Origin of the sequence: Vibrio chemaguriensis (assembly GCF_012275705.1) — a bacterium.
In the GTDB taxonomy this organism is placed as follows: domain Bacteria; phylum Pseudomonadota; class Gammaproteobacteria; order Enterobacterales; family Vibrionaceae; genus Vibrio; species Vibrio diabolicus.
Genome location: NZ_SHOE01000029.1, coordinates 36,480 through 51,720 on the forward strand (window position 1 = coordinate 36,480; position 15,241 = coordinate 51,720).

Consider the following 15,241-nt stretch of genomic DNA (forward strand, 5'->3'; position numbering starts at 1 on the left):
TTAATCAACCAGAGTAATTCATGCGCTTTTATCCTCGAGTCCTGTTTTCTTTATGTTGTTTTTCGGTAACGTTTCCAGCATTTTCAACCCAGAGTTGGTGGCAGGACACGTTGTCTGCAATGCCGTACTCCAATTTAAAAGAGCGTATAGAAACAAGGGGAAGCTGGTATCGCTGTGACGTGCAGCAGCAAGATGCTTCAACGTATTTCAGCACATTTTGTTTGGACGATTTTTCGTACTATCAGCAGCATCTGTATGGTGAAGTTGTTTTGGGAAAGGACAGTGCTCTGTTCTCTTTTTTGACCGAATATCAATGGCAAAGTCTCAATGACTTAATCCTCAATTTAAGAAAAGACGGGTTGGTTTTACGTAGTATAACTATCGGACAAGAGCACTATGACGTCGTTGAAGCGCTGGAAAAGAAATCTTCTGAGCTTGTCGATAAAGAAGTTATCTTGTTGATAAACCGCTATCCGCAAGAAACGATTCGAAGCTTACTTTGGGTAAAGCCGGACGAGTTTGCGACGCCATCACCGTCTTTAAATGTGGAATTGCACAGCGATGGCGAAATTATCGATGTTAAAGTGACTCGTTTTTAGATTCTTTATGGAGAGATAGGAAGGTCGCCATCGCAGACTCGTCCAAAAATCCATCCGATTTTTTGTGCGCGCGCAGGTATTGATAGCCAGCGATGAGCTTACGGTGCTGTTCTTCTGCCTCATCTGGCAACGGCTGATTCATAACGTGTTGAAATGCAAGTTTGTACGCATCCATATCTACGACTTCAGCGCGGCGATATAAATAACCACATCCGGTCGCTAACCATTCAAGAGAGCAGTTGGCTCGCATCGCAATTTGATTTGCTTTCGTTAGGCTCGGTTCACTGCCTTTTAAATATTTGCGTATTAAAGCTTCAGACACATCAACGCGTCGTGCAAATCCGCTGATGCTTTCTTCTCCGATCAAGGTGGCTAGGCGTTGGGCAAAAGACATATTTCGTACTCCAGTTCGAATTGCCAAAGTTTACCCGTTGAGCCGATGTGAAAACAAGACTACGATGAATGCAGATCAATTGAAGGAGAAAAACCATGGTTGCAAAAGTTGTGACTGCACCAAAAGGCCCTGAGTTCTCAGAGCTGGTCCAAGGATATTGGCGTGCAGTTGATTGGGGTATGACTGCTCAAGAGCGTTTGTCATTCCTCAAGCAACATATTGAGTTAGGCATTACCACGGTCGATCACGCAGACATATACGGTAATTACGAGTGTGAGAAGTTGTTTGGTGAAGCACTTGCTCTCGATAAGAGCGTGCGAGAGCAGATTCAGATCGTCACAAAGTGTGATATCAATCTGTGCGGAGATAAAACACCAGAGCGTAAGATTAATCACTATGATACGAGTTCCGCTCACATCTACCAATCGGTGAATAACTCGCTTGAGCGTTTGAATGTGGACGAAATCGATGTGCTTTTAATCCATCGCCCTGACGTGTTAATGGATGCCGATGAAGTGGCTGAAGCATTCTCAGAGCTACACAAAGTGGGTAAAGTGAAGCACTTTGGTGTATCTAACTTTACTCCACGTCAGTTTGAATTGTTGCAATCCCGTTTAGGTAAGCCTCTTGTGACTAACCAAGTGGAAATCAACCCGCTTAATTTTGAAGTTGCACATGATGGAACGCTTGATCAAATGCAAATGCTGCGTACGCGCCCAATGGCTTGGTCTTGCCTCGGTGGAGGCTCTATCTTCAGTGGTGACAGTGAGCAAGCCGTTCGTGTTCGCAACGAATTAGAAGCGATTCGCGAAGAAGTGGGGGCGACTAGCATTGACCAAGTGATTTACGCTTGGGTACGCCGTTTGCCATCTAACCCAATTCCAATCATTGGCTCTGGTAAGATTGAGCGTGTGCAAACGGCAGTAAATGCGCTGAATATCGAATTGACTCGTGAGCAATGGTATCGCGTATGGGTGGCTTCGAAAGGTCACGGTGTGCCATAGAAGTGACACGTTATTGATGAATACATTATTCAAGGCACCCTATGAAAGGGTGCTTTTTTATTGCTACGTGATACCGATTTCCCCAGCACTCATACTGAGCGGATAGAGTGTAAGTAAAAACGGATTTTTAATTTAAAATGCAACTTTGTGCTTATTTTTAATGGAGGCGTTTTATCCATGTTTGTTTCATGTCACTAAACAGCGAATGGGATGTTTGCTTTTTCGCCATTTTGTTCACTCATCCATTCATATTGCGTATGCTTATTGAATAAAAAAGAAATAAAAACTCGTCAGTTTTCTCGTATTACATGCTGTAACAATCTGTTAGACTCCGGCGCAGATTGTGGAATATAAAAAGGTGATTGAATGTCTTTTCCCGTACTCATCTGTGATGATTCAGCGTTAGCACGCAAACAGATGGCGAGATCACTACCAGCCACATTGAATGCCGATATTACGTTTGCTATCCACGGAAAAAATGCGCTAGAAGAACTCGAAAAGAACGAGTTTAAATTGATGTTTCTTGATTTGACCATGCCAGAAATGGATGGCTTTGAAACACTAGAAAACATGCAGCGGTTAGGGAATACAACTCCCGTGGTTGTGGTGTCGGGGGATATCCAACCTAAAGCGAAAGAACGTGTGTTCGCGCTGGGTGCAAAAGCGTTTATTCAAAAACCGATCGCCAAAGATGAACTCAAGAATGCGCTTAAAGAGTTGGTTGAGCCAGAGCCTCGTCCTCAAATTATCACGCCTGTTTCTATTGAGTTACCGATTTTACGTCGTCGCGATATTTACATGGAAGTGGCGAACGTCTCTATTGGTCGAGCCGCAGATGCATTGGCGCGTCATTTTGATGTGTTTGTGCAATTACCGCTCCCGAACGTTAATATCTTCGAAGTGAGCGAACTACACATGGCACTCCGTGACTTAGCGTCGCATGATAACGTATCGGGCGTTTGTCAGGGCTTTTGTGGCGAAGGTATTGCGGGTGAAGCGCTGGTGATTTTGAGCGATTCGAGCGTATCGGATCTCAAGAAGTTGATGAAAGTGCCAGCTGACAGCGACGAACTGGAAGAGCTTGAGCTGCTCATGGATATTTCCAATATCTTGGTGGGGTCATTCTTAAATGGCTTAGGCGAACAATCTGAAGTGCGATTCTTCCAAAGCCCTCCAGTGCTTCTTGGTCAGCATATATCAATTGATTCGATCATTGAGTCTACGACGGGCGCATTCAGCCGCACCATGACATTCGAGGTGAGCTACAACATTGAGGGAACGTCAATCCGTTGTGATTTATTGTTTATGTTCGTCGATGAATCTTTGCCGCTGCTCGATAACAAACTGTCATATCTAATGGAGGAGTTCTAATGTTGAATATGCCAGCAGAGTTTGAACAATTCCATTGGATGGTCGACATGGTGCAAAACGTCGACATGGGGCTCGTCGTCATTGACCGAGATTATAATGTGCAAGTGTGGAATGGGTTTATGACTCATCACAGTGGTTTGCAATCTCATGATGCAATTGGTCGTTCTATCTTTGATATCTTCCCTGAAATCCCGCAGGAATGGTTTAAGTTAAAAACAAAGCCCGTGTATGATTTAGGTTGCCGCAGCTTTATTACGTGGCGCCAGCGTCCTTACTTGTTCCGTTGCCGTAACGTACGCCCTGTTACTCAGCAAGCGGAGTTTATGTACCAGAACGTTACGCTGAACCCCATGCGTACCCCGACTGGGAAAATCAATTCGTTGTTTTTATCTATACAAGACGCGACGGCTGAAGCATTGATGTCTCAGAGTCAGTAGCGATAAAAAACTTTCTCAAAAGCCAAGGTTCGCCTTGGCTTTTTTGTATACTTATAATTGTGTTTCCTAATGCGCAGAACGTGAAGATGGACTTTAATCTCGCCCTAAAACTCTACACCGCAGAACAAGTAAAAAACGGTGAAACGCTGGCAGCGCAAATGGCTGGTGTTTCTATGTATAGCCTAATGCAACGCGCAGGTATGGCTGTGTATGAGCGTTTTTTACACTTATATCCCAAATCAAAAAATATCTTAGTCATTTGTGGCAAAGGGAATAATGGTGGTGACGGATACGTATTTGCCTCGCTTGCTAAACAAGCGCAACTCAATGTACAGGTTTTCCAACTTGGTGATGTGACTGCGCTCAAAGGTGATGCTTTACGCGCATATCAAGATTGGCAGTCCATCGATGGTGTTAACAATGATTGGGATGAGTGGAATACCGCATTGCTAGAAGCCGATGTGATCATTGATGCCATGTTAGGCACTGGTTTAAGTGGTGAGGTTCGTTCGGAGTACCGTCGCTACATTGAGCAAATCAATCAAATTCACACCCCAGTGATTGCAGTCGATATTCCTTCCGGGTTGTGTGCAAATACAGGTGCTATTTTAGGCGATGCCATTCATGCTGAGCATACTGTAACCTTCATTGGTGTTAAGCAAGGCTTGTGCACCGGACAAGCGAGAGATCGAGTTGGTGAACTCCACTTTTGTGGATTGGGTGTAAATATTGAGTTTGATTCTATCGAAGTAGAAAGTGCACTAGGTATTGATCATCAGGTTGTTTCAAGGTTAATGCTCAAGCCAAACCCGACAGCACACAAAGGTGACAATGGCAAACTACTTTGCGTCGGTGGTAACCAAGGTATGTCAGGAGCGATTCGTTTATGTTCCTCCGCTGCGGTTAGAGCCGGAGCGGGTTTAACTGCCGCAATTACTCACCCGAGTAGCCTTATTCCACTACAGATTGGCTGCCCAGAAGTAATGAGCCAAAGCATCACCGCTGACTTACTCAGGGATACTGAGAACGACTTAACCAAACGCATTCGCTGGGCTGAAGTATTGGTGTTTGGTCCAGGTTTTGGTGATGATGAGTGGGCTTATCAAGCCTATCAATATCTGGCTCAAGAACAAAAACCTAAAGTTGTTGATGCTGATGGGCTCAATATTCTAGCGATGCTAAGCCAACGATGTGATGGCACTTTGGTGTGCGACAACCAGCGAGTGATCACGCCGCATCCTGGAGAGGCAGCTCGACTATTAAATGTGACCACTCAACAAATAGAAAGTGACCGATATTCTGCTGCAAGACAACTGCAAGAGCGTTATGGCGGTGTGGTGGTTTTAAAAGGCGCGGGAACACTTATTTACGATGGAACGAGAATGTACGTCTGCCTAGCGGGTAACGCCGGAATGGCGACGGGCGGAATGGGAGATGTGCTATCTGGTATTATTGGTGCGTTGCTAGCTAAAGGGTTACCCATTTCCATTGCGGCACGTTTAGGTGTGGTACTCCACAGTCATGCTGCGGATATAAACGTGAGTCAGCATGGTCAAATTGGTCTTTTGGCAAGTGATGTTATAGGCACACTTCGTACCGCTATTACTCAACAAATCGATAGGACGTAGCTAGATCTCGCCCATCACTATGAAAAAGTGGGCGATTTTTTTGAGTACTTTTTCCGAATTAGCAGCGCATCTTAGTATTAGGTGATTGAGTTTTAGGCAGATTTGAGAGGTGATGCGTTTTCATTTTAAAGGTATGACGCAAAGGTTTGCGCAATAGGTTAACTTAAACGTTTTCTTAAGTTGTTGATAATTATAAATAATGAGAAAAAATAACGACTTGAGGAGTGTTTTTGATATGCGATTATCAAGATGGTATCACAAAAAAAATTCAAATATCAGACTTGTAGGAAATAAATCACAGCCTATAATGCTGAAAACCGGAGCGTCTGCCAACGCTCCGGTTTTTTTGTGTCCGAAGAACAGTGAACTCGTCTGCCAACGAAATCACTACGCACTCTGAGATGACACATATACATATGAATCAAGGAATTACACAATGCGTATCGAACAAGAACTTAAGTTAGGTTTTAAAGATGTACTGTTTCGCCCGAAACGTTCTACCCTTAAGAGCCGTTCTCAAGTAAATTTAACCCGCGATTTTACATTCAAGCATAGTGGTCGTCAATGGTCTGGTGTGCCTGTAATCGCAGCAAACATGGATTCGGTTGGTAGCTTTGCAATGGCTAAAGCGCTAGCTGAGCATGGTGTAATGACTGCTGTTCACAAACATTACACGGTAGAAGATTGGGCTGAGTTTGCTAAATCAGCTGATAAAGCAACCCTGAATAACGTAATGGTGTCTACGGGAACATCTGACGCAGACTTCCAAAAAACCAAAGATATTATGGCGCTTTCAGATGAATTTATTTTCATCTGTATCGACATTGCAAATGGTTACTCAGAGCATTTAGTCGAGTATGTTGAACGCGTGCGAGCAGAGTTCCCAGACAAGGTGATTTCTGCGGGTAACGTGGTTACTGGTGATATGTGTGAAGAGTTGATCCTCGCTGGTGCAGACATCGTGAAAGTAGGCATTGGCCCTGGCTCAGTTTGTACAACTCGTGTAAAAACGGGTGTTGGTTACCCGCAGCTTTCTGCAATCATCGAGTGTGGCGATGCAGCGCACGGCCTTGGTGGCATGATCATCGGTGACGGCGGTTGCTCATGCGCAGGTGATGTATCCAAAGCATTCGGCGGCGGTGCGGACTTTGTTATGCTAGGCGGCATGTTAGCGGGCCACGAAGAGTCAGGCGGCGAAGTGATCGAGAAAGACGGCGAGAAGTTCATGAAGTTCTATGGCATGTCTTCTAAGAGCGCGATGGAGAAGCACTCAGGTGGTGTTGCTGGTTACCGCGCAGCCGAAGGAAAAACCGTACTATTACCTTACCGTGGAAGTGTTCACGGCACTATCCAAGACATCCTTGGCGGCGTTCGCTCAACTTGTACATACGTGGGTGCAGCAAAGCTTAAAGAGCTAACCAAGCGTACTACATTCATCCGCGTTCAAGAACAAGAGAACAACGTGTTCGGTAAAGAGTAAATCGACTGAATGGCGATTATCTTGTTTAGTTCCAGATAAATTAAGAATAGTGAATTTAGCAGTTTGTCTTTTAAAAGCCCCGCTTAGAAAGCGGGGCTTTTTGCTTCTCATTTGTTTGCGCTTCAAAATTAACTCTAAGCGATTTTAATAGTTGGTCGAGATTCGACTTGTTCAAACGGTAATGATGTTGTAACTGGCATGAGCTGTAAAACGCTTGAAATCTGACAGTCTCTATTTAATCCAATATAGTCTTTGACATTGGCTACTCGCCAAGTCATGTCTCCGTAAGTACGCAGATAGAACGCGGGTGACTGATGACTGTTATGTCTAATAACGCTCCATTGGGTGATATCACTAAAAAAGACTTCAGGGTTATCGGATGTCTCAAACTCATTCGCCATGATGCCCAAAGGTATATCAACGCGATTAAGTAGCTTTTGTCCGAGTGAGAAGGCTTCGTCGAAGTTAGTTGGTTGTTCGCTTAACTGCTTAATTGCATAGGTTTGTACAAATCGAGACGGCGGTGTTGGGTCGGCGGGTAGGCCCATCAAGCCAGCGCCATTGATTGATTGAAGTGGGCCAGGCACTTGGACATGACGTTGCATGGTTACTTCATTGTTCGGTTCTGGGTTGTAGTTGCGCAAATTGGAAAAATAAGAGAGGTGATTGACATGCCAATGGTAATTTGGGCAGTTAGTCATTACTCCAACGTAGGAGTGGTCCACAACCACTTTATAATCATCAAAGTCGTATTCGGTACATTGATAGCGTGCTTGCTGATTTTCCTCTTTGCTGAACATATCGCTTTCTTTGAATGCTCGATAGATATGCATATTACCGTTAAGAAACTCAATGACTGCACTGTCATTATTTGCGTCGTGAATCACGAAATGCTGGTCCAAAGCCATGTTGTCACTCTCTGTTTCACCAGTTGAAATAGTCGAGTTAAACACGTAAACGGGGTGAGTAGTGAAGTACGTCACCATCTCGTCCACAGTATTAAACCTAGACAAGATAAAAGTACCAAACAGGCCGCTGCCTAATGCAAAGGCATCATCAGGGATGTGAGAGGTCGATACATTTTGATTGAGAATGGGCAAGTACAGTGACCCAACAGAAAGGCCGGATTCATTAATGCCATCAGCTGTTAAAAGAGGGTTATTATATCGGGTAATGCCGTTGCAGTGGATGAAGCTTAATTTTCCCTTCCAACTTGCTTTAAACTCACATTCTTTACTGTGACGTTGTGGCGGCTGACCATTAAAAACACGGTCGGCTTTTTCGTCGGAAGTAAAGGTCGTAATTTGGTAAGTTTGTTGGGCTCTAAACCAAATCTCGGTCTGAAGGTTAACTGCAAACTCCATGGTTCTAGCGGATAAGGTTTGGTTGTTGCAACCATAATTGATATTCACATCTGTACACATAGCCATGCTTTCCGTTGTTTATTTTGAATGATGCATATCCAAGAAACTCTCTGAATCAAATGCTTAGAGATTACGTGGATATAGAAGAATTGCGCTTTAATAATGGTTTTAGCCATTGAGATAAGCGCATGCTATTAAGTTAAGCATTCAATCAAAAAACGTCAGTAGCAGTTTAGTATCAGTTGATAGAGTTAAAATAAAAAGTGATGTATTAAGTAAAACTCTTTGATCTTAGAACTCAGTAATATATTTATTTTTTCAATCCTGGTTACTCTAGATTTAAAGTTGGTTTTAAAAGTGATTTTTATTGATTCGATTATCTTGCAGTGGTGATATAAATTGAGAACATAAAGTTAGCAATTTCAGATTATGATTGAAAATGGGGAGTCTTCAATCCAAATACCGAGAAATGAAACTGCCCGAGAAGTTGTTTAACAGTCTCGGGCGAAGTGATGAATCGGGTAAGCGGCTATAAAGTTTTCTCACAAGAACCGCTAAGTGGTGGAGATATTTTTAAATTATCATTAAAGATTTCCACAGCGACGGGGCCTTTATTTTCGTCTTTTGCATAGTATGCACAGGACTTGTCCCCAGTATAGGTTTCACCTGCCTTTTTGAAACTGTAGTACCAGGAGTCATGGGTAGCGGCACCGGATTCAAAACTAGCAGATTCAGATTGTTCGCCAGTATTCAAGTCGAAACGGACCTCCATTTCCGGAGAGTCTTTAAATCTCACATATCCGGTGATTTTATCGCTGGAGTTATTTTTAACGTAAAATGAACCCTTAGTTGTCATAATTTTTCCTCTTTTTTAATTTCTATACGTGATAGAACGGCCAAATGACGGTCTGTTAATATATGCTTCTTAAGATGCATATTGATGTTAAATGATGGTCTTATTAGTTCTAAGATGATTAAACTTATCCTTAGCGTATTTCTCTTTTATACCGATTAAGTCGCGGTAGCTTCGATCAAAATAAACGCTTGTCGGAATTGCCGGATCTTTAAAGCTGATGAAGGCACCATAGGTTCCCGGTATATCAGCTTCTCTGGCTTTATCAATCCAGTCCATGGCTCTGTTTACATCAACAAGTACTGGGTTATTTTGTAGTTCTAGTTTTTGTTTGATCTCTTCATTCCACCAGGTTTGGTATTGGACTGTATATTGACACTGGCGGTAGGGGAAAGATATGTCTTCAAGATCGTCTAAGTGATGATAAAAACCGCCAGTGATCGCCCCTAAGGTTACGTAACTAAATAGCCCTTGATCGCGGTTTTCTGGCTTTATCAAAGGTGAAGTTAAGCTTTGCAAAAGTGCAGTATAGCCTTCTGCTTTAAGACCTCGCTCTGACACCAATCGCGAAGTGATTTTGTGAGGTGCTGGGGCGTCATAATCGGGAGGGAAAGGAGAACCGCTTTGACACAAAGAATCGCGCCCCCATGTGCTCATCAGGGAGTGATCGTATTTCTTCCCGTCAAAGTCAGTGCCATGTGCTTCATAGACTTGAACTAAATCAGGGAAGCAAGCGCCAAATTGAACGGCTATAAATTGGTGAAGATCTTGTTCTGTTCCTTCCCAGTAGCCATACATGGTGCAGTGATGGCTGATGGTTTCGAGATCACAGTGGTTAGATGATTCAGGCAGAGCATCAATTTGCAAGTTGGTGCCAAGAAGTTTAGGCGTATCAAGGCTTTTTATAGCCTGCTCCCAATTTTTTAGCACATCTATGGTAGGGTGCGTTGGTATTGGCTGAAGCATACCGTTGATTTTTGGATAGAGGTTCCACTGAAGCTCGAAGCGGTGGATCTCTTTGGGTAAAGGGAATGTTTTTACGCGTAGCTCGGTAACAATGCCATAACTCATGCCTCCGCCGCCTCTTAGTGCCCAAAATAGGTGAGGGTTGGACTCTGCTGAGACTTCTGTGATCGTACCATCACCCAATACCACGGTTGCACTCACTAGGTGCTCACAACACATGCCGTATTTTCGCGTCCAAGGGCCCCATCCTCCGCCTTGAATATAGCCAGTCAACCCAACTGTGGCACAGGTTCCATGTGCAATCATTCGATCATGCTCTGCAAGTTTTGGTGTCAGTTGATAGAAGCGATAGCCAGCACCAATGGTGGCAATATTTTCACACAATTGGAAGGTCTTAATTCTGCTCACGTCAATCAAAATGACGTTGTCACCACTGCATTCACCTGCGTGATCATGCCCTCCTGAGCGAACACGAATCGGGAGACTGAATCGAGTTGCTGTTAGATAGGCTTGCTGAACTTCTTGCGTACTTTCGCACATGACAATGACAAAGGGTTGGTGTTGATAGCGAGTATTGAAGATGAGTGACTCGACTTGATATTGGTTCAAACCGGGAACCGGTGAAACCGTGTTTTCAAGAGGTGTCAGTAGTCGCTCTTTAGGAAAACCGCATTTATCCATTTTCTGAATAAACAGTTTGGCATTATTGATTGAGATTGAGTACGCGTTAAGTACAGCGAGGCGTTGTATTTGAGGGTTAGGGTGCTGTTCTACCACTTGGTTTTCTTTAGTTCCCTGCATCCATTCTTGTTCCATTATTTTTTCCATTTGGCTTATGTATTGAATAGTTGTTTAAATATTAACTCGCACGCATATGTTCGCCATATCAGTTTGGTATCAGTTGTTCTGTACAAATCGCCAAAAGCATCAGCGAGAGAGCAATAATATCTGGTTGATGAAAAGAACGAGCGGCATCTGCGTGACCGTAGATAATTTATGTAGTCAAGTAGATCTGAGCCTAAAGTGATACTGAACTTGAATGACGTGTTATCTACATTGAATGGGTCACTGACGACAATAAATTCAGTTGGAGAACACAATGAAAATGGAATCAAAAGAATCACAAGCAATTTTTACTGCTCATTATCAAATTGGTAACGGCTTACCTGGAGGAGTGAACTTCGATGTTAATCTACTCGTGGCCAGCGAAGACAAATCAATAGTGGGTAAAGGACATATCTTTCAGGCCATTAACCCACCGTTAAATGTGGTGTCTGATCTCAATGGCAGTTTCAACTATCAATGCACGATGCGTGATTGTCATATCATGGTGACGTTGCAGGGCTACCAGCCTTACCTAGGCATTGCTCCTCTAGGAGCAGATCTTCACAACGTAACGCTCAACATCCTACTTAATGATGATTGGAAGTCAGGCGTGGCATTCTATCGATATAAAAATAGTTCAGGTAAATGGGTTGAAGTAGCAAATCAACGCGTTACTCTACTTTTACGTGAGCATGTTCCTAGCATCGAAAACTTTAAGGTGGAGCAAAGTGATCATGCGCCAGCATAAATCTAATCAGCGGTGACACTGTGCCAAAACACAGATATTCGATGGTTTCGAATATCTGTGTTTGACGAGGTAAATCGAGCAAACAAGATGATTTGACGGTGCAATTAGTCGACTTTCTTCGTTTATTGAATATTTCATGGTTGAGTAGATGTGAAGAGCCAATGGTCGAGCTCATCAACACTTATTTGAGCCTGGTTCAGTTGATGCTTACGCGCGGCCTGATTGAAGTTTAACAACTCAGAGACGGAGCTGGACTGGTCGAGTAAGGCAAGCATCAGATTCGCTTGTTCAATATAAAAATCACCCCATGGATGCGGATCTTCTCGGGTGAAGTTAGCAAGCTTATCGCGATATTTTCGAAGTAGCGTAGGCTGCTTATACTGCCACGCTACTTGGATTCCTTGTTGGTAAAAGCGTAAATAGTTATGACCAACACAGGTAGATTCTAGCCAAGCCTCACCAGTGCGCAAAGCGGAGAGGGCCGTTGATTCATCGCCACAAATAAGTGCCTTGGTAGATACGAGCCAAGGACCAATAAAATTGTGTAGCTTATTGATATGAACAAGCTCTAGAGCCGTGTCGATGTCCGAAAGGGCTTTCTCCTCTTTTCCCTGATACCAGTGCAATCTTGCACTGGACTCCAAAAGAAAAGCGACAAATCGATGAGCATTAAGCTGTTTTGAAAGTTGCAGAGCGGTCGAGATTTCGTTTTCAGCTTGCACCAATACATTACGGTCGAGAAAGATCCATGCTGCCGTAAGCCTGGAAACAATTTCTGCTCGGCGGTTTGCCGTGAGATAAGCAAGATTCGAGGCATGCTGAGCCTGTTTTAGTGCTTCGTCAGATTGCAGTTGATAGATCATCACTGTTGCCAGCATGTAGCGATTGGCAGTTTCAATCGAAAGCAACTGATGCTCTTCACACAGTTGCAAACACTCGGTTAAGTGCTCGTATGAGCGAGCCATTTTTCCTTGTGCGTAGGCACAATCACCGAGGCCGCCAAGCGATTTCGCTTTCGCGCGAAAACAGTTTGCTCGTTGACTGTAATCTAATGCAAGTAAATGTTCTTTCTCACATTCGTCTAGCTGCCCAGTAGGGAACAGCATATTACCTCTCATCGAATGAATTTCACACAAAGATTTATTTAACGTCAGCTTTTCACACAGGGCTTGGGCTTGGTCTAAAATCGACATCGCTTGTACAAAGTTGTCGGTTAAGCGATAGGGGCTAATGAGGTCTAAATAGTATTGAACACGTTCAGCATCATTTTCTGTGTGATGAATCGCTTGCTCAAGAACTTCAATACTCTCTTTGATGCGTCCCATCGAATACAGGCAGTTTCCTTTCATATTTAGTGCATAAGCCATCTGTTCTTTAGGTGACTCTTTAATAGCGTACTCAATAAGAGTCAGTGCTTTTTCAAACTGATAATTACTCAGGTAATGTTTGGCGGTCTGTTCAAGAACAGTAAATACACCTTCGACCTTGGCATGATTAATATGGACGGCATATAAGAATCGATCTCGGTTCTCATACCATTTTGCACAGGCCATGTGTATTTTTGAACACTGTGACTTGTCTATTTGACGGAAAACAGCATTACAAATCAAATCATGATGGAAAAGGTATTGATCGCCATTGAGTTTTACTAAGCCAGCGTCGACTAACTTATCTGGTACGTAGCCGGGAATTCGAGTGATTTCACGCAGTTGCTCCAGTTGAAAGCACTGCCCCAACACAGAGGCAGTACAGAGTGCTTGGCGATCTTGGTCTGGAAGTTGAGCTAATTGTATCGAAACTAAATGTTCCAATGACTCCGGAACGTCTTTATCAAACTGAGAGCAAAGCAGTGTTTGGCGCAAGTATAGAGGATGGCCTTTCGCAAGCTTTATACAGTCATTGATATGTTTATTCTGTTGGCATGTGATTGAGCAAGCTAACTCGTAAGACTCTTCAGATGATAACTCCCTAAGTTCGATTAGATTCACGTTGGCAAACCAAGATTGTTTGGAACTAAGTCGTTTTTGCTGCCTAAACGTCAGAAAGAGTAAAGTATTGGTTTTTGTGATATGAGGTAGCAGTGTCTCAAGAAATGCCAACATTACTTCGTCGGCCCAATGGACATCTTCAACAATAATCAAATGCGGTTTGCTGGTCTCCCGTTGTTGAATTAAGAAAGGGATAGATTGCTCTATCGTTTGTTTCAGCGTTTGGAACTCCATTAAGTTCAGCAACTGCTTTTCTGATTCGTTGAGTGCTACCCCCATTAACCAATAAAGGCAGAGGTGGAAAGAAGAGGGAATTGATGACTCGACAGTTTGCTGACGAATAGAATCATCGGTATCTTCACGAGTAAATGAACAAATTGCCCGAGTGAATATATTTTGAGGGGACAAGAGATCAGCACTACCATGATTCAGGATTTGAATCTCTGTGGTTAAACACGAAGATCGATTCAAAGACGCAATGACCTGGTTGAGTAGGCTGGTCTTTCCTATCCCTGCGGTACCAGTAATACAATACGTTTGGCCTGCTTCTTGTTTTTGCCATCGCTTGATTCCGCTATTTAATGTTTCTAGTTCAAGTTTACGCCCTACAAAACAGTCAGTATGGTTTTGGTGTAAGGATACAAGATGCCAGTTGTTGAAGTCTGGCTCTCCTGTTAGAAACGGTTTTATTGGCCTGGCACAATTGGACGAGATAAAGCAAGGGCAAGCAGCTATTTCTCCCCAAGGGATTTTAACTAGGATTTCATTGATTGGGGTTATCGCATTCGGATGTTCCGATAGCTCAGTGACTCGATGCTTGTATTTCACATTGATAAAAGACCGAATCGAAGCCGAAAGAGCAACCTGTAATTGAAGGGCTAGTTGTCGAATTCGTTCAAAAACATATTCGTCCGATTCCTGTATAGACCAAGTAAGAACAAACGTCCGGTTTTGTATTATGGGTGTAGTGTTTTGGCTGAAAAGTAATGTTTGCAGAGTCTTTACGGTCAAATCACACTTTGCTTCGATTGCAAAAATAAAAAAATATGGTGGTGATGAAGACACATTTGTAAGTAATGGTTCTGAGGCGCGATCTATTAAGAGGTCCTCTACGGGGACAGAAAAGTATTCCGCGAGATTGGATGCGGTACGATACAGCACATTCGCCCCAGACTCTGCTCGCTTTATGGAAGCAATAGATACGACAAAACCCTGTTGAAAGCATTCTTCCGCCAGTCTTTCTTGGCTCAGTCCTAATTTCTTTCTCAGTTCTTTGAGTCGTAATACGTTGAGTGGAATTCTTCCATCCCTATTTGCCATATTTCACTCCGTTGTAACGTATAGCTTTTTCCAGTAAACCTGAATCGATTGGATATGTTGAGTGAATAAATTTATCTTATTTCACTACATATAATACTAGTAGTTAAAATGTTATATACGAAAATGAAATGGGCATTTTAATCTTCAAACTACCTTAATTCATTGTTGTATTAGTGGTGTTTTTGTTATTAATAATTTTGATATTTATTGTTGTGAATTCATGTTTTTCTTAATAAGTTTTTTGAAATATCTTTAAATGTATGT

The 15,241-nt window shown here is 43.0% G+C and carries 12 protein-coding genes; 7 read left to right on the forward strand and 5 right to left on the reverse strand.

Annotation, left to right across the window (positions count from 1 at the left end):
• Window positions 1–20: 20 nt before the first annotated feature.
• The gene (locus tag EX191_RS20025; protein WP_193448350.1) at window positions 21–599 is read left to right on the forward strand and encodes a hypothetical protein; all 579 of its coding nucleotides are present in this window, start codon (window positions 21–23) and stop codon (window positions 597–599) included.
• Here the strand turns inward: EX191_RS20025 and EX191_RS20030 are convergent.
• Complete coding sequence (locus tag EX191_RS20030; protein ID WP_005396084.1) at window positions 580–993, reverse strand: helix-turn-helix domain-containing protein; 414 nt, start codon at window positions 991–993, stop codon at window positions 580–582. The genes EX191_RS20025 and EX191_RS20030 overlap by 20 nt on opposite strands.
• 95 nt (window positions 994–1,088) lie before the next feature.
• Between EX191_RS20030 and EX191_RS20035 the strand changes: the two genes are divergently transcribed.
• From EX191_RS20035 to EX191_RS20055, 5 genes are all read left to right on the forward strand, one after another.
• A complete protein-coding gene (locus EX191_RS20035; protein WP_047008144.1) occupies window positions 1,089–1,997 on the forward strand; it encodes an aldo/keto reductase in 909 nt (302 codons plus the stop codon).
• Between the two features lie 366 nt (window positions 1,998–2,363).
• Window positions 2,364–3,368 (forward strand): response regulator, encoded by a 1,005-nt coding sequence (locus tag EX191_RS20040; RefSeq protein ID WP_006741121.1) that lies wholly within the window; start codon window positions 2,364–2,366, stop codon window positions 3,366–3,368.
• Window positions 3,368–3,805: a PAS domain-containing protein gene (locus tag EX191_RS20045; RefSeq protein ID WP_005396081.1), complete on the forward strand. Its 438-nt coding sequence runs from the start codon at window positions 3,368–3,370 to the stop codon at window positions 3,803–3,805. Before EX191_RS20040 ends, EX191_RS20045 begins: the two co-directional genes overlap by 1 nt.
• Window positions 3,806–3,891: 86 nt before the next feature.
• Window positions 3,892–5,433, forward strand: coding sequence for an NAD(P)H-hydrate dehydratase (locus tag EX191_RS20050; protein WP_193448351.1), 1,542 nt, complete (start codon window positions 3,892–3,894; stop codon window positions 5,431–5,433).
• Between the two features lie 436 nt (window positions 5,434–5,869).
• Window positions 5,870–6,913 carry a GMP reductase gene (locus tag EX191_RS20055; protein ID WP_005396079.1) on the forward strand — a complete coding sequence of 348 codons (1,044 nt, stop codon included), beginning with the start codon at window positions 5,870–5,872 and terminating at the stop codon, window positions 6,911–6,913.
• Between the two features lie 134 nt (window positions 6,914–7,047).
• Here EX191_RS20055 and EX191_RS20060 read toward each other — a convergent pair whose 3' ends face one another.
• The 3 genes from EX191_RS20060 to EX191_RS20070 all read right to left on the reverse strand — a co-directional run bounded on the left by EX191_RS20060 (window position 7,048) and on the right by EX191_RS20070 (window position 10,912).
• Window positions 7,048–8,343 carry a linear amide C-N hydrolase gene (locus EX191_RS20060; RefSeq protein ID WP_243238769.1) on the reverse strand — a complete coding sequence of 432 codons (1,296 nt, stop codon included), beginning with the start codon at window positions 8,341–8,343 and terminating at the stop codon, window positions 7,048–7,050.
• Between the two features lie 463 nt (window positions 8,344–8,806).
• A complete protein-coding gene (locus EX191_RS20065) occupies window positions 8,807–9,133 on the reverse strand; it encodes a hypothetical protein (RefSeq protein WP_047008149.1) in 327 nt (108 codons plus the stop codon).
• Window positions 9,134–9,220: 87 nt separating this feature from the next.
• Window positions 9,221–10,912: an FAD-binding oxidoreductase gene (locus EX191_RS20070; RefSeq protein WP_193448352.1), complete on the reverse strand. Its 1,692-nt coding sequence runs from the start codon at window positions 10,910–10,912 to the stop codon at window positions 9,221–9,223.
• A gap of 283 nt (window positions 10,913–11,195) precedes the next feature.
• Here EX191_RS20070 and EX191_RS20075 point away from each other — a divergent pair, with 283 nt between their 5' ends.
• Window positions 11,196–11,669 (forward strand): DUF1842 domain-containing protein, encoded by a 474-nt coding sequence (locus EX191_RS20075; protein ID WP_193448353.1) that lies wholly within the window; start codon window positions 11,196–11,198, stop codon window positions 11,667–11,669.
• A 134-nt stretch (window positions 11,670–11,803) separates the two neighbouring features.
• On the opposite strand, the gene EX191_RS20080 is transcribed toward EX191_RS20075, so the two are convergent.
• Window positions 11,804–14,485, reverse strand: a complete 2,682-nt coding sequence (locus tag EX191_RS20080; protein WP_341480784.1) for an ATP-binding protein — start codon at window positions 14,483–14,485, stop codon at window positions 11,804–11,806.
• Window positions 14,486–15,241: the final 756 nt, after the last annotated feature.

Coding starts and splice junctions, on each gene's coding strand:
- EX191_RS20025 (WP_193448350.1), top strand. CDS start 21: ATGCGCTTTTATCCTCGAGTCCTGTTTTCTTTATGTTGTTTTTCGGTA.
- EX191_RS20030 (WP_005396084.1), bottom strand. CDS start 993: ATGTCTTTTGCCCAACGCCTAGCCACCTTGATCGGAGAAGAAAGCATC.
- EX191_RS20035 (WP_047008144.1), top strand. CDS start 1,089: ATGGTTGCAAAAGTTGTGACTGCACCAAAAGGCCCTGAGTTCTCAGAG.
- EX191_RS20040 (WP_006741121.1), top strand. CDS start 2,364: ATGTCTTTTCCCGTACTCATCTGTGATGATTCAGCGTTAGCACGCAAA.
- EX191_RS20045 (WP_005396081.1), top strand. CDS start 3,368: ATGTTGAATATGCCAGCAGAGTTTGAACAATTCCATTGGATGGTCGAC.
- EX191_RS20050 (WP_193448351.1), top strand. CDS start 3,892: ATGGACTTTAATCTCGCCCTAAAACTCTACACCGCAGAACAAGTAAAA.
- EX191_RS20055 (WP_005396079.1), top strand. CDS start 5,870: ATGCGTATCGAACAAGAACTTAAGTTAGGTTTTAAAGATGTACTGTTT.
- EX191_RS20060 (WP_243238769.1), bottom strand. CDS start 8,343: ATGGCTATGTGTACAGATGTGAATATCAATTATGGTTGCAACAACCAA.
- EX191_RS20065 (WP_047008149.1), bottom strand. CDS start 9,133: ATGACAACTAAGGGTTCATTTTACGTTAAAAATAACTCCAGCGATAAA.
- EX191_RS20070 (WP_193448352.1), bottom strand. CDS start 10,912: ATGGAACAAGAATGGATGCAGGGAACTAAAGAAAACCAAGTGGTAGAA.
- EX191_RS20075 (WP_193448353.1), top strand. CDS start 11,196: ATGAAAATGGAATCAAAAGAATCACAAGCAATTTTTACTGCTCATTAT.